At 63.3% G+C, this 25,195-nt stretch carries 19 protein-coding genes; 7 read left to right on the forward strand and 12 right to left on the reverse strand.

The genetic code is table 11. The annotated features are described in order from the left end of the window. Positions 1 to 40 precede the first annotated feature (40 nt). Together AC1KVG_RS01115 and AC1KVG_RS01120 are read right to left on the reverse strand one after the other, a co-directional pair. Entirely contained in the window at positions 41 to 979 is a 939-nt protein-coding gene (locus AC1KVG_RS01115) for a universal stress protein (RefSeq protein ID WP_481093224.1), read from the reverse strand. Between the two features lie 14 nt (positions 980 to 993). Further along, positions 994 to 1,902, reverse strand: coding sequence for a bestrophin family protein (locus tag AC1KVG_RS01120; protein WP_115040020.1), 909 nt, complete (start codon positions 1,900 to 1,902; stop codon positions 994 to 996). Positions 1,903 to 2,102: 200 nt separating this feature from the next. Between AC1KVG_RS01120 and AC1KVG_RS01125 the strand changes: the two genes are divergently transcribed. From AC1KVG_RS01125 to AC1KVG_RS01135, 3 genes are all read left to right on the forward strand, one after another. Next, entirely contained in the window at positions 2,103 to 3,542 is a 1,440-nt protein-coding gene (locus tag AC1KVG_RS01125) for an ATP-binding protein (RefSeq protein WP_481093225.1), read from the forward strand. Beyond that, the gene (locus AC1KVG_RS01130) at positions 3,535 to 4,179 is read left to right on the forward strand and encodes a LuxR C-terminal-related transcriptional regulator (protein ID WP_023904044.1); all 645 of its coding nucleotides are present in this window, start codon (positions 3,535 to 3,537) and stop codon (positions 4,177 to 4,179) included. The genes AC1KVG_RS01125 and AC1KVG_RS01130 overlap by 8 nt, the downstream gene beginning before the upstream one ends. A 69-nt stretch (positions 4,180 to 4,248) precedes the next feature. Then, complete coding sequence (locus AC1KVG_RS01135; RefSeq protein WP_481093226.1) at positions 4,249 to 5,292, forward strand: Gfo/Idh/MocA family protein; 1,044 nt, start codon at positions 4,249 to 4,251, stop codon at positions 5,290 to 5,292. A gap of 18 nt (positions 5,293 to 5,310) precedes the next feature. Here the strand turns inward: AC1KVG_RS01135 and AC1KVG_RS01140 are convergent, their stop codons facing one another. The 6 genes from AC1KVG_RS01140 to AC1KVG_RS01165 all read right to left on the reverse strand — a co-directional run bounded on the left by AC1KVG_RS01140 (position 5,311) and on the right by AC1KVG_RS01165 (position 12,259). Continuing rightward, the gene (locus AC1KVG_RS01140; protein ID WP_006448780.1) at positions 5,311 to 5,562 is read right to left on the reverse strand and encodes a hypothetical protein; all 252 of its coding nucleotides are present in this window, start codon (positions 5,560 to 5,562) and stop codon (positions 5,311 to 5,313) included. Next, on the reverse strand, positions 5,559 to 6,905 hold the full coding sequence (locus AC1KVG_RS01145) for a TFIIB-type zinc ribbon-containing protein (protein WP_481093227.1): 1,347 nt from the start codon (positions 6,903 to 6,905) through the stop codon (positions 5,559 to 5,561). The genes AC1KVG_RS01140 and AC1KVG_RS01145 overlap by 4 nt, the downstream gene beginning before the upstream one ends. An 18-nt stretch (positions 6,906 to 6,923) precedes the next feature. After that, positions 6,924 to 8,075 carry an SPFH domain-containing protein gene (locus AC1KVG_RS01150; protein WP_481093228.1) on the reverse strand — a complete coding sequence of 384 codons (1,152 nt, stop codon included), beginning with the start codon at positions 8,073 to 8,075 and terminating at the stop codon, positions 6,924 to 6,926. Between the two features lie 250 nt (positions 8,076 to 8,325). Then, on the reverse strand, positions 8,326 to 8,601 hold the full coding sequence (locus AC1KVG_RS01155; RefSeq protein WP_154844633.1) for a hypothetical protein: 276 nt from the start codon (positions 8,599 to 8,601) through the stop codon (positions 8,326 to 8,328). A 246-nt stretch (positions 8,602 to 8,847) separates the two neighbouring features. Further along, positions 8,848 to 11,109, reverse strand: coding sequence for a methyl-accepting chemotaxis protein (locus AC1KVG_RS01160; protein ID WP_481093229.1), 2,262 nt, complete (start codon positions 11,107 to 11,109; stop codon positions 8,848 to 8,850). Positions 11,110 to 11,389: 280 nt separating this feature from the next. Next, positions 11,390 to 12,259 (reverse strand): NmrA/HSCARG family protein, encoded by an 870-nt coding sequence (locus AC1KVG_RS01165; protein ID WP_481093230.1) that lies wholly within the window; start codon positions 12,257 to 12,259, stop codon positions 11,390 to 11,392. A gap of 142 nt (positions 12,260 to 12,401) precedes the next feature. On the opposite strand from AC1KVG_RS01165, the gene AC1KVG_RS01170 reads away from it, so the two are divergent. The 4 genes from AC1KVG_RS01170 (at position 12,402) to AC1KVG_RS01185 (ending at position 17,278) form a co-directional block, all read left to right on the forward strand. Further along, complete coding sequence (locus tag AC1KVG_RS01170; RefSeq protein ID WP_481093231.1) at positions 12,402 to 13,277, forward strand: LysR family transcriptional regulator; 876 nt, start codon at positions 12,402 to 12,404, stop codon at positions 13,275 to 13,277. Positions 13,278 to 13,546: 269 nt separating this feature from the next. Beyond that, the gene (locus tag AC1KVG_RS01175) at positions 13,547 to 14,905 is read left to right on the forward strand and encodes an alpha/beta hydrolase (RefSeq protein WP_481093232.1); all 1,359 of its coding nucleotides are present in this window, start codon (positions 13,547 to 13,549) and stop codon (positions 14,903 to 14,905) included. Further along, a complete protein-coding gene (locus AC1KVG_RS01180) occupies positions 14,902 to 16,431 on the forward strand; it encodes a GMC family oxidoreductase (RefSeq protein ID WP_481093233.1) in 1,530 nt (509 codons plus the stop codon). Before AC1KVG_RS01175 ends, AC1KVG_RS01180 begins: the two co-directional genes overlap by 4 nt. 43 nt (positions 16,432 to 16,474) lie before the next feature. After that, entirely contained in the window at positions 16,475 to 17,278 is an 804-nt protein-coding gene (locus AC1KVG_RS01185) for an SDR family NAD(P)-dependent oxidoreductase (RefSeq protein ID WP_481093446.1), read from the forward strand. Between the two features lie 349 nt (positions 17,279 to 17,627). Here AC1KVG_RS01185 and AC1KVG_RS01190 read toward each other — a convergent pair whose 3' ends face one another. The 4 genes from AC1KVG_RS01190 to AC1KVG_RS01205 are packed head-to-tail and all read right to left on the reverse strand — an operon-like array spanning position 17,628 to position 24,991. Continuing rightward, on the reverse strand, positions 17,628 to 19,616 hold the full coding sequence (locus AC1KVG_RS01190; protein ID WP_481093234.1) for a preprotein translocase subunit SecA: 1,989 nt from the start codon (positions 19,614 to 19,616) through the stop codon (positions 17,628 to 17,630). Continuing rightward, on the reverse strand, positions 19,609 to 21,777 hold the full coding sequence (locus tag AC1KVG_RS01195) for a hypothetical protein (RefSeq protein ID WP_481093235.1): 2,169 nt from the start codon (positions 21,775 to 21,777) through the stop codon (positions 19,609 to 19,611). Before AC1KVG_RS01195 ends, AC1KVG_RS01190 begins: the two co-directional genes overlap by 8 nt. After that, positions 21,756 to 23,609: a GAF domain-containing protein gene (locus AC1KVG_RS01200; protein WP_481093236.1), complete on the reverse strand. Its 1,854-nt coding sequence runs from the start codon at positions 23,607 to 23,609 to the stop codon at positions 21,756 to 21,758. Before AC1KVG_RS01200 ends, AC1KVG_RS01195 begins: the two co-directional genes overlap by 22 nt. Continuing rightward, positions 23,606 to 24,991 carry a TolC family outer membrane protein gene (locus AC1KVG_RS01205; RefSeq protein WP_481093237.1) on the reverse strand — a complete coding sequence of 462 codons (1,386 nt, stop codon included), beginning with the start codon at positions 24,989 to 24,991 and terminating at the stop codon, positions 23,606 to 23,608. Before AC1KVG_RS01205 ends, AC1KVG_RS01200 begins: the two co-directional genes overlap by 4 nt. Between the last annotated feature and the right edge of the window lie 204 nt (positions 24,992 to 25,195).

A 25,195-nucleotide genomic window follows, 5' to 3' on the forward strand; every position in this document is an offset into this window, starting at 1 on the left:
GCGTGTCTGGAACAACAAAACAGCTGGCCTGTTGCGATCCTCACCCATGCAGCTGAAGACGCTGCACGCGCGCAAGCAGCCGGCTTGCCAGACCGGTCTCGCGGCCCTCAAGCGATGGCCCCACGTTGACCCGCAATGCCGGAGCGCGCAGCCGGCCTGGAGGCAGGCAGATCAACACGCACGGCGTCTTCGCCAATGCGGCATGCAGCGAGGAGCGCCAGACGCCGCGACGCACCACGGCATCGTGTTCGACCACCAGCACATCGGCGCGGGCACGTTTGAGCAAGCTGGCGATTTCGCGCCGTGGGTTGCCGACCGCCACGTGGATGCGCACGCGTAAGTCGTCGTCCTGCAACTGCGCGGCAAGCTCGCTCAGCCAATGGCTGGCTGCCGATTCGGTCAACGGTTGGTCGTTGAACAGGCTGTCCATCAGCAAGCCCTCGCTGATATCTGGCATCACATGCAGCAGATGCAGGTCTGCGCCGCGACGACGGGCCAGCGCTGCCGCATCGCGCAAGGAGTCCAGGCTGGTTTCACGGCCGGTGATCCAGCAGGCAACATGCCCACCCACTGCGCCATCGCGCGGCAGCGCCTCGGCGTAGGGCAGGGTCAGCATGGGCGTGGCCACGCGCTGCAGCACCCGCGCACGCAGGGAGACATGCAACGGCCGCGGCAGGCCGGTGCGTTCGGAGGGCGGCATGATCAGCAGCGCATCGTTGCGGCTGCGGCAGAACGAGACGATACCGGCCGCCGCCGGGCCGCTGCTGAGCGCACGTTCGCAGCCTGGGTAGTTGGACGCTTCGGCAAAGAAGGAGTCCAGCGATTGTTGCGCCTGCGCACGCTTGCCCTTGGCATGCACGTGCAGGATGGTCAGGCGCGCACGCAGGCGGTCGACCAATTGCGCCACCGTCGGGATCGCGGCGTGGCAGGTCTCGGAAAAGTTGGTGGCAAAGATCAGCTGGGTGGGCGTGGTCTGCATGGCTGTGTCCTTGGTCAGTAGATGAAACCGTCGATGGCGCGCACCTCGCGCAGCGGCACGCGCTGGCCAAGCATTTCGCGCAAGGTCAGTTCGATCCCGCGCGACAACGCGGTCATCGGGGTGTCGTGCACGGTGTTTTCGAACGGGTCCTCGATCGCGCTGCTGGCGCTGTCGATCGCGATCAACGTGAAGCTGATCAGCACCGAGGCGATCGGCATCGCCAGGCCCATGCCGGCGATCAGGCCGAGCGGCACCAGCCAGCAATACAGGTTCACCAGGGCGCGCGGCAGCGACGAGAACTGGCGTGGCAGCGGCGTGTTCTTGATGCGCTCGCAGGCACCCTGGATATTGGCAAGCGTGGTCAGGTTCGCATCCAGCGACGACCAGCGCAGGCTGTCGAGCATGCCCAAGGCACGGGCCTGCTGCAGTTGTTGCCCCAGGCGCAAGGTCAAGGCGTTGGGGATGTTGGCATAGACACGGAGTGCGTCGGCGCGCTCTGCGCCGAGCAGCCCGGCCAGTTCCGGAAACGGATTCTGCTTGCGCAGGTGGCAGCGCAGCGCATGGACGAAGGCCACCTGATGCACCACGATGTCGTCGCGCAGTGTGACCTGATCTGGATCGGCTGGATCCACATCCAGTGCGGTGAGCGCCTGACGGGCGATCGCACGCGAGGTGTTCACCAGCGACCCCCACAGCTGACGCGCCTCCCACCAACGGCCGTACGCGGCATTGGCGCGGAACGCCAGAAAGATCGTCAATGCCGATCCCAGTTGCGCAAGCGGTAGCGCCTCGATCGACAGCCAATGCCAATCGACAAAGGTGTAGAGCCCGGCCACCGCGCAATCGAAGGCCAGCAGCACCAGCAAGCGCTTGTAGGTCTTTGGCCAGATACGGCGCAGCGGAAACGTATCGCGAAGAATCATGGGAGGCGGTATCGACGTGGGTGCCGCCATTACACCCAGCCTCCACGGATGTGTCTGCCATCCTTGCGCCAGCGTTGGACGGTCACTGCGCCGTCCAACGATGCCGTCCAGCTATCTTTCGATAGGATGCAATAAGCGGGCGCCGCCGCAATGCTGTTGCATGAGCACAGCTGATTGATGATTCGGAACGTGGTGAAGCGATGGACAGACTGAGATTGCCGTTCAAATGGCGCGGGCAGGTGGTCAGGCTCAATCGCGCTCCCACGCTGTGGGCGTCGCTGGCCATGCTCGCGCTGCTGGTGCTGGCCGAGTGGTACTCACACCTGGGCGTGTCGCTCGGGCTGCTGTACATCCTGCCGGTGGTGCTGGCGGCGACCGTGCTGTCGCGGCGAAACATCGTCATTGCCGCCGTCGCCTGTGCGGCGCTACGCGGTCTGTTCGTCACCGAAGAATCGTTGGTCGAGCAGGCCTTGCGCTTCTTCATGGCGACCATTGCCTACGCCGGCTGCGGCCTGTTGGTGGCCGAGATCAGCCGCACCCGCCGGGTGATCCTCTCGCACTACGTGCAGCTGCGTGCCGAACAACGTCTGCGCCGGCGGCTGGAACGGCAACTGCGCCTGCTTGCCGAGAGCAGCCCCGCCGCGCTGCTGACCGTGGCCGGCGATGGCCGTATCGTGGCGGCAAACCGCGCCGCCCACGAAATTCTCGACATGGCCGAGGAGGGCGGGCTGCAAGGGCGCGCCGTGCGCGACTTCCTGCCCCTGCTCGACGACGCGCTCAGCATGAGCGCCAACCTCGACGGCATGCGCACCTCGGCCAGCACCTGGGGCCGGCGCGACGATGGCAGCACGTTTCCTGCAACCACCTGGTTCTCGGTCTACGAAGACAGCGAGGAGCGCCATCTGGCCGCGATCCTGGTCGACACCAGCGAAGAAGTGCGTGCGCGCGAATCGGCGCACTTCGATGATCTGCTCAAGAACAATCGCTTGCTCGCAGGCGCGGTCTCGCATGAGATTCGCAACCTGTGCTCGGCCGCGGGCGTGGTGACCTCCAATCTTGCCCGTCATCCAGCCATCCGTGCCGATCCGGACCTGGCCGCATTGCAAAGCCTGGTCGCCGCATTGATGGAACTGGCCTCGTTCAACCTGCGCCGGCAGACGCCGCATGCGGCGCACGAGACCCGCTTGCAGACCTTGTGCAGCGAGTTGGACGTGATCATCCGCTCGGACTGGGACGACATTGATGGCCAGCTGGTCATCCAGATCCCGGCGGATTTTCCGGCCGTGCACGGCGACCGTCATGCGCTGTTGCAGGTGCTGCTCAACCTGGCACGCAACGCGCTGCGTGCGGTGCAGCCGCTGCCGCAGCCGCGGCGCCAGCTGATCGTCAGCGCCCGCATGGAGCAGGGCAGTGCCGTGTTGAGCGTGCGTGACACCGGCCCGGGCATCGCCGAGCCAGGCCGTTTGTTTCAGCCATTTCGCAGCGATAGCGATGGGTCCGGATTGGGGCTCTACATCTCGCGCGCCTTGATGAGCAATCAGGAGGGCGCGCTGCGCTACGCACCGGGAGGCGATGGCGCCTGCTTCGAGCTGCACATGCCGCTTGCGCATGCACCACTGGCGGAGACGCTGGATGGATGAGTCGCGGCGTAATCCGGTGCGTCTGTATCTGCTCGATGACCACACGCTGTTCCGCGAAGGCCTGCTGCGTCTGCTCGGTGCCGACGCGCGGTTCGATGTGGTCGGGCAGTCCGGCAACCTGGCGCAGGCGATCGTGCAGATCGCATCGCTGGCACCGGACGTGGTCATCCTCGATTACGACATGGGCGAATACAACGCGCTGGACTACATGCGGCGGCAGGCCGACCAGGCCAAGCGCCCGGCAACCCTGGTGGTCACCGCCGGGCTTCCCGAGCGCGATGCGTTGGCGTTGATACGCCTGGGCGTGTCGGGCATCTGCCGCAAAGACGTCTCCACCGACGAACTGATCGACAGCATTCATGCGGTTGCGATGGGGCGGGTGTTGATCGACCAGCGCTACCTGCAGTCGCTGGTCGCTCAGGACACGCAGGAGAGCCGCCCCAGCTTTACCGAACGCGAGCGCGAAGTGCTGCGTGGTCTGTTGCGCGGCCAATCCAACAAGTTGATCGCCCGCCAACTTGGCAGCTCGGAGAGCGCCATCAAGGCCACGTTCCAGCAACTGTTCAACAAGCTGGACGTGCGCTCGCGCAGTCAACTGGTGATGGTGATCCTGCAGGACTATCGCGACCTGGTCTGAGCCTTGCCACCCTGATGGACATGCGCCGTTTGCTAGCATGCAAGCACCTGAAACTGCGAAGGCAACAGCATGGCGCCAACCACATTTCCCGAGCCCGAGCTGTTCTTGCCAGGGCAGGGCGAGCCATCGCTGCGATGGGGCATCTTGGGTCCAGGGCTGATCGCAGCGGCATTCGTCAGCGCGCTATGCAAGCACACCAGGCAGCAGCCGTTCGCGGTCGCCTCACGCAATCGTGCGCGTGCCGACACCTTCGCAAAAACCTGGGCAATGGAGCGTGCGTACGACAGCTACCAGGCATTGGTCGACGACCCCGAGATCGACATCGTCTACATTGCCACGCCCCACAGCGAGCATCTGGAACATGGCTTGTTGGCGCTGCGCGCCGGCAAACATGTGTTGATCGAAAAACCCATGAGCACCCGCGCGGACGACGCACGCGTGCTGGTGCAGGAAGCACGCGCACGCGGCCTTTTCCTGATGGAAGCCATGTGGAGCCGGTACCTGCCTCACACCTCGGTGCTGCGCAAACTGCTGGCCGATGGCGCGATCGGCGAGGTCAGGCATGTCTTTGCGGACCTTAGTCAAATCGGCCCCAATGATCCGATGCATCGGCAACGCCGACCGGAACTCGGCGGCGGAGCGTTGCTGGATCTGGGTGTGTATACCGTGCAGTTCTCGTCGATGATCCTGGCCGCACCCACCGCCATCACCGCAACCGGTGCGCTGACCGACACCGGCGTGGATGCGTTTTCGACCGTTGTGCTCTCGCATGCAGGAATTGCGCAATCCACCCTGATCAGCTCCATCGTTGCCCGCAGCAGCTCGGTCGCCTATGTCACAGGCACCAAAGGACGCATCGACCTTGCAGGCGACTTCCATAACCCCACAACCCTGCGTCTGGTCGGCAACGATTACGCCAGCCAACCGGCGCTATGGGCAGATCCGACCGGCGTCAACGGCTACGACGGGCTGTCCTGGCAAGCCACTGCTGCCGCGCGCTATATCGGCGAAGGGCGCACGGAATCGCCACTGCATCCACTCGACGAAGTGGTCCAGATCATGACCACCCTGGATGTGGCGCGCGCGCAGTTGGGCGTTGGCACCGCAGCCTAGGACCTAAAACAGCCGCTTTTAATCTGCATCCCGGCGTACGCGCGTTCGGTAGGCCGCCACATTGTCGCCGTCGATGTGCTTGGCCTGGGTGCCGGTGATCGTATCGATCTTGCGGTCCGAGCCGGTCACTGGCTTGGCATCGACCGTCGTTTCCCGCTCGAAGGCATGCGACTGATCGGTATTGCGGTAGTACTGGTACAGCACCCAATACAGCGCAGACGCACCGACCGGGCCGGCCAGCAGTAACCACAGTCCGTTGTTGTCGCTCATGCGGTCACCGCCACGATCCAGAGGGCAATTGCTTCGATGACGGTGCCGGCGGTGAGTGCGGCCAGCAACAGTTTCCACTGCTGCACCGGCACGCTGCCCATGGTCTCGCCGGTACGGCCGTTCACCGCGATGTAGTGCAGCATGCCGCCGCCGCGTCCGGGCTGGTGGTACGAGTACAGCCACACCGGCAGATACATCGACACCCAGCGCGTGCCATGGACATCCAGCCGCTCCACCTCCCAACGCACGCCGCGGTCGTAGCGGCGCACCGAGCTTTCCACTTGTACGCGGGCGATCGACAGCAGCTGGTCTTCCAGACGCGGCCTTAGCTGCTCGACATCGCGGTCGCGCTTTTCCGAGGTGAACCCCGCCAGATACGACGCGTTCCATTTCACTGCATTCTTGGTGTCGAACGGCAGGATCGTATTGATGATGTTGTTGGTGTTGACCCGGCTATCCAGGTTGCCGCGCTCGGCAGACGATTCCAGCGGCAGATCGTCCACCGTGAACTCCACCTGCCGCTGCACCTGGTACACGTCGGCGTCGTAATAGGTGCGCTTGTTCTTCTCGGTGCCTTGCGTGTACTCACGCGTCTTGATCTCGCCCGTGCCGCTCACGCTGGCGCTCGCGCTGCCATCGACGATCATGTAAGGCAGGTAGACGCCCACCACGTTCTCGGGCGTGAACTGCTGCTTGAAGGCCTTGAGCGCAAACAGGCGCCGCTTGTCCACGAACTGACGGATACGCGCCACGGCATCGTCTTTGTTGATGTGGAAGGGCAGCACTGCGTCGGGCACCGCGCCGTTGGCCACCTGCTCGTTGACGCCGAACACATGCCGGCACCAGTGGCAACGCGCCGTCATCGTGCTCTGCGTATTGATGGTCACCTCGGCGCCGCAGCCGCTGCACTTGAAGCTCATCAGGCTGGCGGCGTCTGCAGCAATATCCTGCGCGCCCGAAGCGATGACCGTGCCGCGTAATTCGCTGATGCCTTCGCCGAATCCGAAGACTTCTTCCACCCGCGCGCCATGCCATTCGTGACGACAGAACTGGCAGACCAATAGATCGGTGCCGAGCTTGGGCCGGATATCGCTGGCGCCGCATTTGGGGCAGCGGTTGAGGCCGTCCTTGAGCTCGGCGGCGGCCGTGTCGATGGCCAGCGGGTCAGGCGCCTGCAGCTCGTTGCGGATTGGGGCGGGCAGGGTGGCCGGGTCGCGCTTGAATCTACCCGGCAACGGCGGTACGTCCTGCGGCGAACCGGGGCCGGTCGCAGGCGCTGCGGGCAGCGGCGGCAACGGAGGAGGTGTCGCCGGCAACGGCGGTGGGATGCGGGAGTCGGACATGATGGCGGCGCGTCTCTCTTACAGGCCCAACGCCTTGGCTTTTGCCGCGTTGTAATCGTCCTGCGTGATCAGGCCAAGGTCCAGCATTTCCTTGGCCTTCTTCAATTTGGCGACTGCGTCGTCGGCAGCGGGTGCGGCGGGCGCGACCGGCTGTTGCAGACCGCCAACGCCACCCACCATGCCGGTGGCCATGCCCACGCCCACCAAACCTGCGGCGCCGCCATGCTCGCCCGCAGACTGGATGCCTTGCGCCACGCTCGCCTGCAAATTGGAGTTGCCGCGTGCGCCCGCCAGTGCGTCGGCGCGCTGCACGGTCTTGAGCAATTCGCGCGTAGTCGCGTCGTATTCGATCGACACGATGGCCGTCTTGACGATGGCCAGACCGCGCTCGGAGTTCCACTGATACGCCTGCTCGACCGCATCGGACAGACTCTTGGCAAAGCCCAGCGAATCCTGCTGCAGCCGCGCGATGCGGTTGCCTTTGCCCGGATCGTTTGTGTACAGGCTGAAGGCCGGCGCCAGCGCACTCACCACCTCGTTGAACAGCTGGCTGGCAGCAGCGTTGTCCAGATCAGTGAAATCGAACACCTGGCCCGGCTGCAGGTAGCGCGCAGGCACGAAGTTCTTCACGAACAAAATGGGGTCGACAATCTTCAACGTATACGAGCCACGCGTGATCGCACCGACCTGCGTTCCAAGAAAGCCATCGTCCCAATAGATCTCCGACTGCGTGCCGAATCGGTTGTCGGGCAGCTCTTTCAGCGACACGAAGAACGCGGCCTGCTGCGCACCCGGCTGGCCACCGAACTTGAAGCGCTCCCAGCTCTGCCGGATCAGCGGCGTCACCAGGCCATCGCCAGCGAAGATCGACTGCGCATTGACATCGTCGGAGCGCCACTCGTAACCACCCGGCTCGGCGACAAACCCGGTGATCGCACCGTCCTGCAACAACAGCAGCCCGTAACCTTCGGGCACGATGATCTTCGAGCCGTTGCTGATGATGTTCGAAGACGCGTTGGTGTTGGCACCGCGCCCGGCGTTGCTTCCACTCGGCACCGCAGCGAACAGCGCAGCGGTGGAAGGCAGGCCAGCCGGCACGGTGTAGAAGTCCTTCCACTGGTCGGCCAACACACCGCCGACTGCACCTGCTACCGCCTGCAAAAGACCCATGACAACTCCCTGTAATTGGTGACGAGATATTGATGATGGGTGTTGCGCCCATCGCGTTCGCCGCACTATATCAGCAGCGCACTGGCGTTATGGCGTCGCCCATCCAGGCATGGCGTGGTGGTGCTGTAACAACGTGTCGCGGTGCGAGCTAGCGCACGATGCAACAGACACAAAAAGCCCCGCATGCGCGGGGCTCTATCGCGGTGTTATCGCCACCAATCGCACAAGGGCGCAGCAGCCGCTGTCAACCTTATGGCAGATCGCACTTGAGTTTCGCGTCCACGTAATAAGGCTTGGGAACCTCCGGATTCTTGCTGGTCTTTTCGAACACCACCTCGAACGAATCCAGATCCGGCGTGCCCTGACGTCCCGTGCAGGCATCCTGCAATTTCTTCTTGACTGCCGCGATGCCAGCATCGCGATTGGCGCCGTCGGCGCTGTTGGTCAGATTGGCGACCTCGGCAAATGCCGGCGAACTCATGCCCAACAAGCCAGCAACAACCATAAGAGCGTGCAGCTTTTTCATACAATCTCCTTTGCGATGTCTTTAGATCTTCCGGGGGTCATGGACGCCAGCGGCGATCGAGGCTTGGCGAAACAGGGCGCCGCGAGCTGTCCAGCCCGGCGCAGCATAGGCCGGTCGAGTTAAGGCATCGTGCATACGCGCGTATGCGCCGTTGCGGATCGCTTCAACGTGTTGGCCATCTGCAGATTCGATCACCTCTCAAACGCAAACGGCCCGGACAAGCCGGGCCGTTTGCGACGCGCAAAATCAGAACTCCTGCCAGTCGCTTGCATCGTGCGAGGCGCCTGCGGCCACCGCGCGCTTCGGTGCAGCCGCCGGGCGTACCGGGCTTTTGGCAGCGGCAACAGTTCTTCCAGCAATCACACTGAGCTTTGCAGCAACCGGTGCCGTCGAACGCGGGGTGCGCGTGCTGTCGTCGCTGATCTTGAACACGGACACTGCCTGCGTCAGCTGCACAGCCTGTTCTTCCATCGAGCGTGCGGCGGCGGTGGCTTCTTCCACCAGTGCTGCGTTTTGCTGGGTGGTTTCGTCCATCTGCGTCACGGTGGTGTTGACTTGTTCGATACCGGCCGACTGTTCCTGCGAGGCGGCGGAAATCTCGCCCATGATGTCGGTCACACGCTGCACGCTGGCAACGATTTCCGCCATCGTGGAGCCCGCCGTATGCACCAGCGTCGAGCCTTCGGCAACCCGCTCGACCGAATCGTCGATCAGACTCTTGATCTCCTTCGCCGCAGCAGTGGAACGCTGGGCAAGGGTGCGCACTTCCGACGCCACCACCGCAAAGCCGCGGCCTTGTTCGCCGGCACGTGCGGCTTCCACCGCCGCGTTCAACGCGAGGATGTTGGTCTGGAACGAGATACCGTCGATGACCGAGATGATGTCGGCAATCTTCTTGGACGAGGCCTCGATACCAGACATGGTGCCCACGACCTTGCTCACGATCTCGCCACCCTGCGACGCCACGCTTGCCGCACCGATCGCCAACTGGTTGGCTTGACGGGCGTGTTCGGCATTCTGGCGCACGGTGGAGGTCAGTTCTTCCATCGAAGCGGCGGTTTCTTCCAAGTTGGCCGCTTGTTGCTCGGTACGCTGCGACAGGTCCTGATTGCCGGCGGCGATTTCGCTGGCGGCCGAGTTGATCGAGATAGCCGAGTGCTGGATGCGGCCGACAATCTCTGCAAGTTGCGCAGCAGTGGCATTGGCGTCGTCGCGCATCTGTGCAAACACGCCCTTGAATTCGCCGGTCATCCGTGCGGTGAGGTCGCCTGCGGCGATGGATTGCAGCAGCGACGACAGCGATTGCAGGTTGCCATCGGCCGTGGCCATGAGCTGGTTGAGGCTATCGACCATCACATGGAAATCGTATTGGAAACGGTCGGCGTCGCCGCGTGCGGTGAAGTCGCCATTGGCCGCAGATTGCGCCAGCTGTTTGATCTCGTGGTTCATTGCAGACAGGTTGGCCTTCACCTCGTCCATGGTCTGCGTCAGCACCGCCTTCTCGCCTGGTAGGCGGTCCATGCTCTCGCTGAGGTCGCCGATGGCATAGCGGCCCATGATGCGCGCCAGGTTTGTCTGCACGGCCAGATGCGAGGCCACCAGCGTATTGGTGTCCTTGGCCATGCGGCCGTAGTCGCCGGGAAACGCGGTGGCATCGATACGGAAACTGACCTGGCCATCATCGTGGCGCTTGGCCATGTCGCTTTGTGCAGTGAGCAAGGATTGCAGCTGCGTCTGCATGCCACGCATGGCACGCAGCAGGCGGCCGGTTTCATCCTTGGCGTCGCTTTCCACGTTGTTGTCCAGCTGCCCGTTGGCAATTGCCTCTGCAGCCTGCGTTGCACGTGCGAGCGGCTGGGTCAGGCTGCGGGTGATGAGCCAGGCAAGCAAGCTGCTGATCACCACCACGGCAATGCCACCGGAGATGATCAATAGCTTGCCGCGATTCATCGACGCCACTGCATCGGCATAGGCTTGCTGGCTCTGACCTTCCTGACGCGTCACCAGCTCACGGATTTTGTCCTGCCATGCAATCGTCGCCGGGCGCGCTTTTTCGCTGAGCAACGCCTGCGCCGGCGTATTGTCGTTTTGAGCAGCGAGCGCCATGACCTGGTCGTTGATTTTTCCCGAGATGGCGCGTCGCGCATCCATCTCTGCACGAATCTTGCGGCCTTCCTCGGAGCTGGGCAATGTGTCCAGCTTGGCCCGCAAATCGTTGTAACGCTGACGTTGCGCCTTGATGGTGGAAAGCGCTTCGTTGTTGAGTTCATCGCTGGTGGCCATGGCATACGTGCCCAGCGCGATCAGGATCGATGAATTGGCATCCAGCATGCCGTTGCCGATCTGGATCTTGGCCATACGATCGAGCACGATGAAATCGAACTGTTGTCGTGCGTTGGCCATGGTGATCAAGCCCGTCGCCACCAGCAGGCTCGACAATAGAATCAAAATTCCAAAAGCGACGCCGAGACGGCGACCGACGTTATAGCGTTGCAAATAGGCAGTCATGCGAATCGTCCTGATGTCCAGTAAGTGGCACCGGCTAGCAGGCCGCGTGATGTTCGCGTGAGTGCCTCGGCAACGTGATAACGACGCGAAAATTGGAAACTTGAACCGCGCGCTCCAGGCTGCATTTAGCTTGCATTTTCGTTCACGTACGTCAGGAAAAAACCGACTGGCAGCGTAATGATTATGTGCGTGAGACTGCTGTTGCCACTGATCCGTTCGCATCCTGCAGACGCTTGGACGCATCAAGCGGGGTTTCCCACGCTTGTTGCGTCGCGTGCGATCAAGCCCGCGCCGTCGCCTCGCGCACGAAGTCTTCATAGGTGCGCAGCGGGCGCCCCAGCATGGCCTGCAGTTTTTCCACCGTGCCGTTGGCCGCCTGCATGCCGAATTTCTGGATACCCGCCATCATCAGGCGCATGTCGTAGGCCAGCCAGGATGGGCCGTAGGCCGCCATCTGCGCTTCGAACGCGGCCACATCGTCGCCCGCGTAGGCGATCTCGCGCCCAAGCGCTGCACTCCAGACCTTCGCAACGGAGCTGCCCGTGACGGCATGCGGGCCAACCAGTTCGAGCGTGACACGTGCGAGCGCGGCAGGTGCACGGTCGCGTCGCAGCAGCTCGACAACCGCGATGTCTGCGATATCGCGCGCATCGATCATGGCCACACCTGCAGAGCCGATCGGCATCGGGTAGACACCGTAGTCCTGAATCGTCTGCTGGATCATCGCTTCGTTCTGCATGAAGTACGCAGGACGCAGAATCGTTGCAGGAATATCCAGGCTTTCGATCATGCGCTCAACCGTGTGCTTGCCGGTGAAGTGGGGCACGTTGGTGAACTTGTCGGCATGGATCACCGACAGGTACACGATGCGCTCGATGCCTGCCTCCTGTGCAAGATTCAGTGCGATCAGCGCCTGTGTCACTTCATCGGGAGTGACCGCATTCAACAGGAACAGCGTGCGCACCGACGACAACGCGGCACGCATCGATGCAACATCGGTGAGGTCTGCGACAACTTCAGTCACACCCGCCGGAAAAACGCGCTTGCCCGGTTGGCGAACCAATGCCTTGACCGCTGCGCCTGCATCGGCAAGGCCCTGGGTGATGAGAGAACCGATGGTGCCGGTGGCACCGGTGACGAGAATGCTCATGTGAATCTCCTGCTATGGATGGAAGAGGCGTCAGTGCGACATCGCTGCCACGACTGACGTTGCGGTGACCAGACGATATGCCGTTGCACCTCCAAGACGAAGACGCCAAGATGTGGACGCCCGGTTTCAAATCTGGAACACCATGGATCTCAATGCATTGATCGATTTCGCGCTGGTCGCAGCGAACCAGGGCCTCGGAAAGGCGAGCCGTGCGAGTGGCAGATCCAAGGCGACCTTGTCGCGTCGCATCGCCGATCTCGAGGAACAGTTAGGCGTGCGACTGGTCGAGCGCAGCGCCCGTGGGCTCAGGCTCACCGAAGCCGGGCAGTTGCTGATGGACCGCACCGAAGTGCCGTTGAGCGAGGTGGCCGAGGCCATGGCGGCCGCACGCGAAGGGCTCTCGACACCACGCGGACGCTTGCGGGTGGCATCTCCGGTGCTGTTCTCGCAACTGGCGATGGGACGTATTGGCGCGGAGTTCTGTGCGGCCTATCCGGAGATCATGCTCGAGGTGGTGGCAGACGACCGCACGGTCGACCTGGTGGAAGAACAGTTCGATGTGGCCATCCGCATCAACCCAAGCCCGGACAGCAGCCTGGTCGGGCGGTGTTTTGCCAAGGATCGGCTGGTTGTCGTGGCTGCGCCCGGCATCGCCATGCCAACCCGCGGCGCGCTCACATCAGTTCCCGCTGTGGTGATGTCGAGCTTCCAGCCGACCACATGGAATCTCGATGACGGGCGCCTGGTCCTGGAACCCATTCCACGTCTGCGGTTTTCCTCCTTCCTGATGGTCCGCGACGCGGCGATTGCAGGCGGTGGCGTGGCGCTGCTTCCGCAGTCGATCGCATGGAACCAGCTCGCGCGCGGCGAACTGGTGCAGTGGGGCACGATCGCGGGCGCAGAGCCGGCGCTGTGGGTGTTGCACACCTCCAGGCGTCTGGCCGCACCCAAGGTGCGCGCCTTCGTGGACTTCATGTGCGACAGATACCCGGATGTGTCGCTGGTGTTGAAGGGATAGGGCGCTGCGTCCCGCTTGTGCGGGCTAGGCTGCGTAGCGGCCAGCGCACCACGCTGTCATAAGTATCGGTAGAGCCGCCTCGCGCGCTCGAATGTTTAACGGGGTGCGGCAAGTCCTCCATTGCGCAGCCGAGACTACGACATGGGCGAGTACAACGCGCTGGCCTTGATCCGGCTCGGCGTGTCCGGATCACAAGATGTCGGACTCATCTGCACGATGCGTGGACGACGCGCCGGTCATCATGCGCGCCTGGTGGATAGAGGTGTTACATGGCGAAGCCGACGCTGTTTTTCCTGCACGCCCTCGGGTCCAGCAGCAACGAGTGGTTTGGTGTGATCCAGCGATTGGAGGCGCGTTTCGATTGTGTGGCGCTCGATATTCCAGGCTTCGGAGACGCGCCGCCGCTGCAGCATGTCGACACCGCCGCACTGGTTGCCTGGTTTGTTGAACAGGTGATTCGGCGGCAACCGACCTGCTGGTTTGCGATCGGACATAGCATGGGCGGAAAGATCGCCACCTTGGCAGCGGCGCAGGCGCGCGATGGCTTGGCCGGGCTTGCCGGCCTGGCCGGCGTGATCCTGGTCGCGGCGTCGCCGCCGGCGCCCGAGCCGATGGAGGAGTCACGGCGACAGACCATGCTGGCCTGGTTCGAAAAGGGCCATCCCATCCGGCAAGAGGCCGAGCAGTTCATCGACGACAACTGTGCGGCGAGGTTACCTGCACCTTTGAGGGACGCGGCTGTAAACGACGTGCTGCGCACCAGTGCAAAGGCGTGGATCGCCTGGCTCGCGCACGCCAGTCGTGAGGACTGCAGCGCGCAGGCCGGCTGCATGGACGTGCCTGCGTTGATCATCGCAGGCAGAGAAGATGGCGACCTCGGCGAAGCCGCGCAGACAGCGTTGAACGCGCCGCATTATCACGAAGCGCGTATAGCGGTGGTGGCCGATGCCGCGCACCTGATTCCGTATGAGCAGCCGGAACACCTTGCGCAGCTGATCGCAGCGCATGTGGATCGCAGCGTGGACAAATGCCTGCCCGATGACTTCGTCAGGTTGCTCAATGCAGACAGGGTCGTGCCGCGCATGCGCAAGCTGCTGCTCAGCCGGCATGCGGGCCCGCCCGCGACTGCGCAAGGCGTGCTGAGCCAACATCAACTGGAACTACTCACCGCAGTCGTTGCGCGTGTATTGGATGGGGCCAGCGATGCGCGCGAGATTGCACGGCGGATCGATATCCAGCTTGCCGAAGGCGCGAGCGATGGTTGGCGCCATGCCGCATTGCCACCCGATCGGCTTGCAGTGCCGATGGGGCTCGACACGCTCGACGCGCTGAGCAATGGCTTCGCTGGATTACCCGCAGAGACTCAGGATCGTTGGCTGCGCGAGGTGTCGCAATCGACAGCCGGTGATCCCTCGGCGCAGGGGCTGGATGCAGCGCAGCTGGCGCACTGGTTCGAAGACGTCCGCGCCGAAGCCGCGCGGATCTGGATCAGCCTTCCCGCCACGATGGCGGCAATGGGATACGACGGCTTCGCGGTTGGCGGTGCCGGTATCGACAGCGCGGGCTATCAACAGACTGCAGCCGATCAACAGGAAGCCTGGCAGCTTCCTGCCAAGGGCCTTCGATGAGCCCTGGCATCCACGACGCTGCAGTCGATGTGGTGGTGGTAGGAAGCGGGGCAGGGGGCGGCCCATTGGCTGCACGGCTCGCGCAACGAGGTCTTTCGGTGGTGGTGCTGGAGGCGGGTGCGGCCTTCAGCCCTGCGTCCCATCTGCCCGATGAGCTGACGACCGGCATCTACTGGATGGAAGAGCGCCTCAGCGGCGGGCAGACGCCCACCGCATTTGGCGCCAACAACTCCGGGTCGGGCCTGGGTGGTTCAACCCTGCATTGGGGCGCCTTCTGCCCGCGTCCGGACAAGCGCGACCTGAGCCTGTCGACGCAGACCGGGCAGCGCGGCATGGACTGGCCGATCGCGCATGAAGAGCTGCTGTCCTATATCCGCCGCGTCGAGGAGTTCATCGGTGTCTCCGGGCCGGCGCACTATCCCTGGGATCCGGAGCGCAAATACGCGTATCCGCCGGCGCAGCGCAATGCGTCGGCCGGCGCGATGGAACACGGTTGCCGCATGCTGGGCATCACCGCTACCGATGCGCCTGCCGCATTGGTGACCAGGGCGCACGAGCAGCCGCACCACGGCAGGCGCGCGGCCTGCAACAACTGCGGCGCATGCCATCAGGGCTGCAGCAATGGCGCCAAGGTGAGTGTCGATACCACCTGGCTGCCGCTGGCGCGCGCGCACGGTGCCCAATTGCGACCCGGTTGCCGGGTCATCGATATCGAGCGCGACGCCCGTGGCATGGTCAGCGCGGTGGTCTACCAGCAGGACGGACGCGAACTGCGCCAGCGTTGCGCAAGCTTGTTCCTGTGCGCAGGCGGCGTGGAAACACCGCGCTTGCTGCTCAACCTGGGGCTGGCCAACTCCAGCGGTCAGGTCGGGCGCAATTTCATGGCGCATGTGGCCACCCAGGTGTGGGGGGAGTTCGACGCGGACATGCGCATGAACCGTGGCTACCCGTCGTCGCTGATTTCCGAGGACATGCTACGTCCACCCAATGCCGATTTCATCGGAGGCTATCTAGTGCAGAGCCTGGGCGTGCAGCCGATCACCCTGGCCAACACCTTGGCGCGTGGCGCGGGCATGTGGGGGAGGGAACTCGTGGCGACCATGACGCGCTACAACCGCCTGGCCGGCATCGGCATCAATGGCGAATGCCTGCCACAGGACGGCAACCTGCTGAGCCTGTCCGACGAGCGCGATGCATTCGGCCAGCGCAAGGCACATATCGACTTCAGCTACGGGCCCAACGAGCGCGCGATCGATGCCCACGCGCGCGCATCGCTGCACGCAATTTGGGAAGCAGCCGGTGCCCAACGCATTTTCGCTGCCGCCCGCTCTGCACACACGCTGGGCACCTGCCGCATGGGCACGGATCCGGAGCAGGCCGTGGTGGACCCGGACGGCCGCGCATTCGACATCGCCAACCTCTACATCTGCGACAACTCGATTTTTCCGAGTGCACTGGCAGCCAATCCCGCGCTGACACAGATGGCACTTGGCCTGCGCACGGCGGAGCGATTTCTCGCCCGCTAGTTGCGCGCATACCACCACCTCTCTCTACCACCAGGAGTTCAGCATGGATCTCGGAATCAATCATCGGATCGCCCTCATCAGTGGCGGCGACTCGGGAATGGGCAAGGAGACTGCGCGGCAGCTGCTCGAAGCCGGCGTGCGCGTGGCGATCACCGATCTCCCAGACGGCACGCTCGACCAGGCAGTGGCGGAGCTGTCGGGCCTGGGACAGATCATCGCCATCGAGGGCGATGTCACTCGCGAGCAGGACGTCACCGCCATCTGGACACAGGTGCGCGAACAACTGGGCGACCCCGACATCTACATCAACGCAGCGGGCGTGACTGGCGCAACCGGCGACTTCCTGGAGGTCAGTGACGCCGGCTGGCTCGAAACGCTGGACATCAATCTGATGGGCGCGGTGCGCATGTGTCGCCAGGCCATTCCCGCGATGCGCCGCAAGCAATGGGGCCGGATCGTGTTGTTCGCATCGGAAGACGCCGTGCAGCCCTACGTGGACGAACTAGCCTATTGCGCATCGAAGGCAGGAATCCTGAGCCTGGCCAAGGGCCTGTCCAAGGCCTACGGCCCGGACAACGTGCTAGTCAATACGGTGTCGCCCGCCTTCATCGCAACTCCCATGACCGACAAGATGATGCAAAAACGCGCAAGCGAAAACGGAACCACGTTCGAGCAGGCGATCGAATCGTTCCTGGACGAAGAGCGTCCCGGGATGGTGCTCAAGCGACGCGGCCGCCCGGAGGAAGTGGCCTCGGCGGTTGCCTTCCTGTGCTCCGAGCGAGCCAGCTTCATCAACGGTGCCGGAATCAGGGTGGATTCGGGATCTGTCTTTACCATCGCGGGTTGAGGCGTTTATTGATTGCATTTAAGCAAAATTCGTTAATGCACCCGCGGAAGCGCCCACTTCATCGCAGATCGCAGTCTGCGATCAAGCAACTTGAGGCATGTTTTAAGGGAAGGTCTGAGCAACGAAGTCTAAGAGCGCCGGATGTGGGATCGTTCCGGTGAATCGCGTCTGCATCTTCAGGATTTTGCGCCATTTCTAGCGTTTTCGCTGGGAAACCCCGGGTACAGGCGCCCGCTTCCCGCAGCAGGCAGTCACTGATTTCGCCTCAGCCACAGGTTCGATAACGCAAATAGGGGTAGCGCCTGCGCGGTGTTCTTGGTCAGGCCGCGATGGTGGAGCTTAAGGGAAATTAGCGCCGACTCTTGCCCACAAAGGCCAGCGATTTGACCCACTCCGCATCGCGCTTCTGCGTCATAACGCGTTGCTGGCGATAATGTCGTTCGGCGCGATCCTGTAACCAGGTGACGTAGCGGCGCACGACTTGTTCGTTTGCCAGCCGGGCAGGTACCAGGCGACCGAGCAGGAGTTGATGCGCGGCAGGGGCAAAACGTCGGAACAGATCGTCTTCCACGCTGACGATGGCCTCGGTGCTTCCGGGATCTCCCTGGCGCGCGCAACGCCCGAACAACTGTCGATCCACCCGGGCAGATTCGTGGAATTCAGTAAGGATGACATGCAGTCCACCGGCGGCCTCGGCCTCCTTGCTCAGCTTGATGTCCGTACCGCGGCCGGCCATGTTGGTGGCGACCGTGATTCGCCCAGCCGCACCAGCCGCAGCGACTGCATCTGCCTCGCCTTCGTCCTGTCTGGCATTCAAGACAGCATGGGCGATGCCCTGGGCTTCAAAGACAGCAGACAGCTTTTCAGACGCTTCCACCGAGCGCGTGCCAACTAGAACAGCGCGTCCCAACGAGGCCATTTCAACTGCCCGAGATGCAACTGCCTGCCAGCGTTCTTCCGAATGGCGACAAAGCGTATCGGCAAGCCGACGACGCCGGGTTGGTTTGTGCGTAGGAATGCGCGTTATCGAAAGGTCGTAGCTTCCTTTGACTTCGCTGGCGACTTCCTGCGCGGTGCCGGTCATGCCGCACAGCATGAGATAGCGACCGAAGAAACGCTGATAGGTGATCTGCGCAAGTGTGCGCCGTTGGCCGGTAATCTCGCAGTTTTCCTTACATTCGATCATCTGATGCAATCCACGTTCCCATGTTCGGTCGGTCATCACCCGGCCGGTGGATTCATCCACAATCTGCACCTTTCCCTCGGCCAGGATGTAATGCTGGTCACGCTGAAAACCATGAATGGCCGAGAGTGCCTTCTGGATGAACTCTTCCCGCCACATTGGCGAACGCCACAGCCCGTCCCATTCAGATGCGAGTTCCCTTGCATATGTTTTCCCGGCCGGGGTGAGCCAGAAATCACGATGTTGCGAGCGACGGAAATGGACGTTCTCTTCCAGCGAACGTGCCAGTTCGATGGCGCGGGTATACACGGTCGGATCGAGATCGTCGGGGAGGGTCTCGGAGATGATCAGCGGTGTGCTGGCCTCGTCAATCAGGACGCTGTCCGCCTCGTCGATGATGGCAATATGCAGTCCGCGCAGAATCGGCGCTTCCGCCACCCGGCCACCGGCGAACTCGCGCAGGCATTGTTGGGTGCGCGAGGCATCCCCAAGTGCGATCATGTCCTTGAGGTAATCGAATGTCAGTTCTTTATTGGATACATACGTGATATTGCAGGCGTATGCGGTGCGTCGATCAGGAATCGACATGTCCTGCAATACCACGCCGACCGACAGGCCAAGAAAATCGAATAACGCGGTGTTGTGCTCGGCATCGCGTTCGGCGAGATAGTCGTTGACAGTCACTACATGCGTCGCAGCCCCGGTGACGGCAGCAGAGCATGCCGCCAGGGTCGCCGCCAGCGTCTTGCCTTCGCCCGTCGACATTTCTGCAAGGCGCCCCTGTAGCAAGGCACGTCCAGCCATCAGCTGTACATCGTGGTGACGCATGCCAAGGGTGCGTCGCGAAGCCTCGCGGATCAGCGCAAAGGAAATCGCCAGTCGCTCGTCGGTAAAGCCCTCGTGCCGCATGCGGTGTGCTTCGGCAGCCAGTTGTGCTCTCAAGGCGTCGTCGTCAAGCGCTTTGGCGACGCCTTCGTTTGCATTGGTCGCATCGACGAAGCGGTGCGTGGCGCGCTGGTTGAAGCGGGGCACGCGCGCCAGCCAAGTGCGCAGGCGCTCCTCCCACACCGAGCGCTTGGCATCAACGCGCTCCAGATACGGGCCATCACCAAGCTCGATGTGGCGTGCGGCAAGCACGGCGCGTACATCAGACATCGAAATGACTCAGGAAGACCTGCCTGAGCCGCCGCCATCCCTGCATGGCAAGTGGCTCGCTCCCGTGCTCGAAGCGGACCTGCGCCCGTTCGCCGAAACGTGGTCTGGCGTCGGGGGGCAAGGCCAGATCAACGATGAAGACACGCTGGATCGTCTTGACGCCGTTCGTGTCGTTGGGATTTGTCGCAATGATGCCGCCCGCAGTAAGGCCGAGCGCTGCAGTGGGCAACTCGTCGACAGCACCGGGAAAGGTGCGGATCACCTTGGTCGTCCATGCATCGCCGAGCGAGCCGGCCAGATGCAATCGTGCGCCGGAGAAACGGCCGCGCACCAGGTCGATGTCGTCTTGCTGGACGACGGCACGAACGATCAGCTCGCGCTCCTGCAGCACGTAACCGAGTAGCTCACCCTGCTTGTAGTAATGGCCTGGCATGTCCTGCGCAGTGGCGACGACCAGTGCGCCATCATCTCCGGCGTAGCCTGTCAGCCTGGCCAGCCGTAGTTCCGCACGTTCCAGGCTCTCCTGCGCTTCGGCCAGTTGGCGACCGGAAATGGCGGCCTTGGCCGGATCGGAATAATGTTCGGCGTCATAGCGTGCCTGAGCCTGATCCACCTTCGCCCGCGCAACGGTCGCATCGGCACGAAGTTGCGGATTCTCCAGGCGATACAGTGGCTGCCCACGTCTGACGCTCGTGCCCGGAGTGACCAGCCAACGGACGAAGAAGCCATTGCCGCCTGCATGCAACATTGCCCGATTGGGGAGCCACACGACGCCAAGCGAGCGGCTGTGCATGGGTACGGGAATGAAGACAAGCAGCAGCGCCAGGCCGCCGATAAAACATGCAGTGCGGCGCATTGCCTGTTGCCGCACGCGTTGCAGCGAGCCGGATGAAGACAGGTGTTTCCAACCCTTGCGCAAGGGCGCGCCGAACAGACCCCAGGCACTCCACAGCGCCATGAGCACGCCGACGAAAAAATATTTGTTGGCGACAGCGAGGATCACCGAGACAGTGACAAACGTGCGATAGCAGAACGCCAGCGGTGTGTATGCAACCAGCCACCGCTGTTCGGAGGGCGTCTCGTCAGGACGCATTGCGTCGGTCGAGCCGAATCCGTAGCGATCAATCAGGTAGGTCCACCATGCCTGTCCACGCTGGGCCAGGTTGGGTATCTCGATCAGGTCAGAGAGGATGTAGTACCCGTCGTAGCGCAGCAGGGGGTTGCCGTTGACCACCAACGTGGAAACGCCACAGATCACCATCACGTTGAAGGCTACGCCACGCAGGATGCCGGGTTCGGCTGCCAGCCAGATGTGCAGCGCCAGCGCCGCAAGGAACAGTTCCACCAGCATGCCGGCGGCGGCAACCGTTGCACGCCGATATTTCGAGGGGAAGGCCGAAGAGGAGGACGCTTCGACATAGGGGACGGGCGCGAAGATCAAAAACATCAGCCCCAGTTCGCGCACGGCTCCGCCCCAGCGCTTGGTTGCGAATCCGTGTCCGAGCTCGTGTAGCAGTTTCACTACCGGGTAGACGGCTGCCATGACCACCAGGTTGCTGCCGGAAAGCACGCGATCCGACAGGTTTTCGGTGAGGTCGTACCAGTGCTGGCCGGCGAGGAACAGCGCAGGCAGTACCACGAGCGCCCACAGCGCTGCGCCCCACGCACCGAAGCACCAGCCCACATAGGGCTCGAAGCGGGTGAGAAAACGATCGGGGTTGATCAGTGGAATTTTCAGGCTCATCGGATTCATGAGCCACTGCTTGATCTTTTCTGTGCGCTTGTTGCGGTGGCGGTCGAGTAGGGCGGCCGAGTCGGGCATTGCATCGGCCTGCAGCAGGTCTGCAGCATGCAGGCGGGTCAGCAGGTCGACCACTTCCGGCTGGGTGCAGGCATCGCGCACCTCGGAGGCGTTGGCGCGCTCCCACAGTGCCTGTACCGTCGTGCGTCCATCCATCCCTGCAAGCAGCGCGTAAGCCGCGCCGGTCAGCCGGTACACCTTGCCTCCGGTCTGGTCCTGCACTACGTACCAGGGACGGCCACGGAAGATCATGCGCTGCACGGTCGCGTACGGCATCAGTCGCGGCGTCAATTCCGCAACGCTGTGCCAGCTCGGGCTGAAAGGACTGCGCGCCATCGTTACAAACCCCAGCTCCACCACTGCATGCGCAACCAGTCGAACGTGCTGTGCAGCAAGACCCAGCCCAGTTGGCGGCGACCCACGCCCACCTTGGCCACACCTTCCATACCCGGCAACAGGCGCTGGTTTGCACCCGTCAAGGCTGCCTCGACGCGATAGACGTTCTTGCCGTCCTTGACCGTGGCCACCGGCATGACCCGCACCACGCGGATTGGCAGCGCACCGCCGGCCAGACCATTGAGCATCAACTGGCCCGCCTGACCGACGCGCACCGGTGCCATGTCGTGCTCATCGACCTCCAGGATGATCCGGTAACTGTGCAGCGGTGCAATCTCGAACAGCTTCTTGCCCGCTTCCACGGGTGTACCCACTTGCTGGGAGAGATCGCCGGAGACAACCACCCCGTCGTAGGGCGAGCGCACCGTCGCCCGGCCGATCTTGTCGTCGAGCAAATCGAGCTGGGCCTGTGCCTCTGCCAGTTGTGCGCCGGTGACGCGGATCGCAGTCAGGTCGTGCTGGGCCATCGCTTCGCGTAGCTTGTTATCGTACTGATCGCGCTCGCTGGCCCAACGAATGCGCTCCATACGCAACTCGTGGTCGTCCAGGCGCGCCAGCGGCTGGCCATTGCGCACGATGTCGCCCGCACGTACCAAACCTTCGGAAAGAAAGCCTTCGAACGGCGCGGCGGCAACACGCTGAATCTCGCCTTCGGTGACGGTCTTGGCAGAGACGCGATAATCGACCGGCACGGCGACCAGTACGAGGATCAGCAGCGCCACAAGCGTCGCGACAGCCTTCCAGACCAGGTGCCGGGGCCCCACGATTGCGCCCCAGAAGCGCCGGCCTTCATCGTTCACGCGTTGCAGCGAACTACGTTCGGCCAGCAGACGCTGCTCGACCACCGGGGCGATAAGCGCGGCAAACGTGTCAATCCAGCGGCGCTCTTCCTCGCTGAAAGCGGTCTCGCGCTCCAGCGTCAACACCGCGATGATCCGTTGCTGATGCACGATGGGGACAGACAACAGATACGCTGCACCGGTTCGTCGCAGGAGCTCTGCATGAGCGCGAAAGCCGCCTGCATCGCCACTGGCCTCGATCGTCTGCGCCAGGTCGAACACTTCGGCCATGGCATCGCGATAGGCATGCACCAGCGGAGATGATTTTTCGAACGTGGCCGCTTCGGACAGCGCTGCAAGCGTGACGTGTGCTTCCCGGATGATGCCGGCAGCAACACGGGTGGCAGTGAATCGGCGGCGCAGCTCGTTGACCAGATCGAACAGCGCTTGCTGGAAACGTGCATGGCGCAGCGTCACCGCCAGGGTGTGGACGATGCCCGTGGTGCGCTCGCCAGCCGCGATGGCCATGTCCTGATCCCGCTTGCCGAGCAGGTTCGACAGCCAGGCACTGCCCCAATGCACCTCACGCAACAGTGCGGGAACGATGCCGGCATCGCCGGACAGCTCAAATGCAACCGCACCTGCGACGCGTTCGTTCGCTGAGATGGGGACGGCGACATGCAGGATGCCCGGCGTTTCCTGATCCGGAGCGATCACCACGCGCCGTTCCGCAAGCGCCTGGCCCACGGCGGTTCCCATCCGCGACATGCCGGCATCCGCCGACGGCCAGACGGCAATAGGGACGTAATTCTTTCCGTCCGCCGACTCGACCAGCACCGCAGCATTGCGAATCGCAGGAAAGCGTTCGCAGATCAGCGTAAGCCACGCGTCGCAGAACGCATCCGAGGTACGGGCGGTGACGAATCGATCCCAGGCCGGAAGCGTCGGCACCTCCACAACCTCGCCGGCGACGCTTGCTGCATCGTTGTCCATGCTGTCGTCAGGCAGCGCGTTCACCGAGTAGCCTCCGCCACGGTCGCGGTCATTTCGTCGTGGTCGTCGCGTGCGTTGACGAACAGGGCGTCGAGTTCGTCGACATCGGTTCCGGAAAGATCCCCCAACGTGGCCTTGAGCTTGATGAAGGCCGTGAGTTGCTGGTAACTGCCCTTGCGTCGGTCGCGGCGTGCGGCGGCGAGCTGCTGGCGGGCGGCAAGGATGTCTGCCTCGGTGCGGACCCCGTGCGCAGTGCCGCGCGTCGCCAGCGCCAGTGCTTGGCGGGCCGCATCGATCGCGGTGCCAGCGGCGAGCATGCGGGCGCGCCCGGCGCGCCAGCCGAGAAAGGCGGTTTTCACGTTAAGCACCGCTTGTCGGCGGGCCGATTCGAAATCGTCGCGCGCCTTATCGCGCAACGCGAGTGCCTCAGCTACCTTCGCCGACTGCGTGCCGCCGGAATACAGCGGCACATTCAGCTGCAATCCCAGCGTGACGGTGGCGATGCGATAACCCGGCTGCCCGGGGAAATTACCCACGTTCTGATCGTTGTTGCCATAGCTGGCGACGAAATCGAGCGTCGGCAAATGCCCGGCGCGCTGCTTGGCGATTTCCGCTTCTGCGACGGTAACCGCGGCCGATGAAGCGCGCAGGGCAGGGCAATGCGCATCGATCTGTGCGAGCCAGGCATCGATATCCTCGCCAAGCAGGTCCGGAATACGCGCATCTTCACGCAGCCAGGGTTGCACGAGATCGTCGGCATTACCGATCCACGGCTCGATCGCCGCCAACTTGGTCTGGACGTCCATTTCCGCAGAAAGCGCGTCGGCGTCGGCCTGTTCGTATTTCGCCCGTGCGTCGTCGGCCTCCGGCTGCGACTTGGCGCCAAGTTCGGCCGATCGCCGCGCGATGTTCCATTGCGCCTTCAAGGCATCGCGTTGGGCCGCGTTGAAATCGACAGCGTCGCGCGCCTCCATCAGCTCGAACCAGCCCGTGGCGAGCTTGGCGTAGAGTTGCTGCTCAGTGTCGGCCAACTGCCAGTTGGCCTGGTCTGCGGCGCTGCCAGCCTGGGACAGCGCAACGCGGTTCGCCCTGCGCCAGATCGGTTGGTTGAGACTCAGCTGGCCGGTGCGCGCGTGGTAGTCGTCATGCAGCGTTGCCGTTGTCGTATCCAAGGTTTCATAGCGGCGGTTGTTGCCGTTGGTGCTGCCGGTCGCAGAGATCTGCGGCAGCATGGCGCCGTAGGCCTGCCGCACCCGCGCTCGCGCAGCGGCGAGATTGGCCTGTGCGGCGTCGTATCCGGGTTCGCTGTCACGGGCCAGCGCAAAGAGCTCGCCCAGCGAAACCACCTGCGGGGACGGCTCTGCGTGCAGGCAGGGAGCCAGCAGCAGCGCCAGCAGGATGGGCAAGCGAGCGGGGATGCCCCGGCATGGCGTGCACGCAACCCGCCCGCGGCGCAGAAGAGTCACAGGTGACATGCCTTGCATAACCAAACGTTCGACCAGCACCCCAAATCCTTTCGCCAGGCGCAGGAGGGGCCGGCCCGTCTTTGGGCCTCACGACACAGCGACGCGACCGGCATGCCGGTCGCGGATTGGTCGTTTTGCGAATTT

The sequence above is a fragment of the Xanthomonas sp. NCPPB 3959 genome, from assembly GCF_056675575.1.

Excerpts from the sequence above, each read along its gene's own strand:
- AC1KVG_RS01170 (WP_481093231.1), top strand. The coding sequence starts at position 12,402 with ATGGATCTCAATGCATTGATCGATTTCGCGCTGGTCGCAGCGAACCAG.
- AC1KVG_RS01130 (WP_023904044.1), top strand. The coding sequence starts at position 3,535 with ATGGATGAGTCGCGGCGTAATCCGGTGCGTCTGTATCTGCTCGATGAC.
- AC1KVG_RS01175 (WP_481093232.1), top strand. The coding sequence starts at position 13,547 with ATGGCGAAGCCGACGCTGTTTTTCCTGCACGCCCTCGGGTCCAGCAGC.
- AC1KVG_RS01115 (WP_481093224.1), bottom strand. The coding sequence starts at position 979 with ATGCAGACCACGCCCACCCAGCTGATCTTTGCCACCAACTTTTCCGAG.
- AC1KVG_RS01120 (WP_115040020.1), bottom strand. The coding sequence starts at position 1,902 with ATGATTCTTCGCGATACGTTTCCGCTGCGCCGTATCTGGCCAAAGACC.
- AC1KVG_RS01165 (WP_481093230.1), bottom strand. The coding sequence starts at position 12,259 with ATGAGCATTCTCGTCACCGGTGCCACCGGCACCATCGGTTCTCTCATC.
- AC1KVG_RS01140 (WP_006448780.1), bottom strand. The coding sequence starts at position 5,562 with ATGAGCGACAACAACGGACTGTGGTTACTGCTGGCCGGCCCGGTCGGT.
- AC1KVG_RS01155 (WP_154844633.1), bottom strand. The coding sequence starts at position 8,601 with ATGAAAAAGCTGCACGCTCTTATGGTTGTTGCTGGCTTGTTGGGCATG.
- AC1KVG_RS01160 (WP_481093229.1), bottom strand. The coding sequence starts at position 11,109 with ATGACTGCCTATTTGCAACGCTATAACGTCGGTCGCCGTCTCGGCGTC.
- AC1KVG_RS01180 (WP_481093233.1), top strand. The coding sequence starts at position 14,902 with ATGAGCCCTGGCATCCACGACGCTGCAGTCGATGTGGTGGTGGTAGGA.
- AC1KVG_RS01135 (WP_481093226.1), top strand. The coding sequence starts at position 4,249 with ATGGCGCCAACCACATTTCCCGAGCCCGAGCTGTTCTTGCCAGGGCAG.
- AC1KVG_RS01145 (WP_481093227.1), bottom strand. The coding sequence starts at position 6,905 with ATGTCCGACTCCCGCATCCCACCGCCGTTGCCGGCGACACCTCCTCCG.
- AC1KVG_RS01125 (WP_481093225.1), top strand. The coding sequence starts at position 2,103 with ATGGACAGACTGAGATTGCCGTTCAAATGGCGCGGGCAGGTGGTCAGG.
- AC1KVG_RS01185 (WP_481093446.1), top strand. The coding sequence starts at position 16,475 with ATGGATCTCGGAATCAATCATCGGATCGCCCTCATCAGTGGCGGCGAC.
- AC1KVG_RS01150 (WP_481093228.1), bottom strand. The coding sequence starts at position 8,075 with ATGGGTCTTTTGCAGGCGGTAGCAGGTGCAGTCGGCGGTGTGTTGGCC.
- AC1KVG_RS01190 (WP_481093234.1), bottom strand. The coding sequence starts at position 19,616 with ATGTCTGATGTACGCGCCGTGCTTGCCGCACGCCACATCGAGCTTGGT.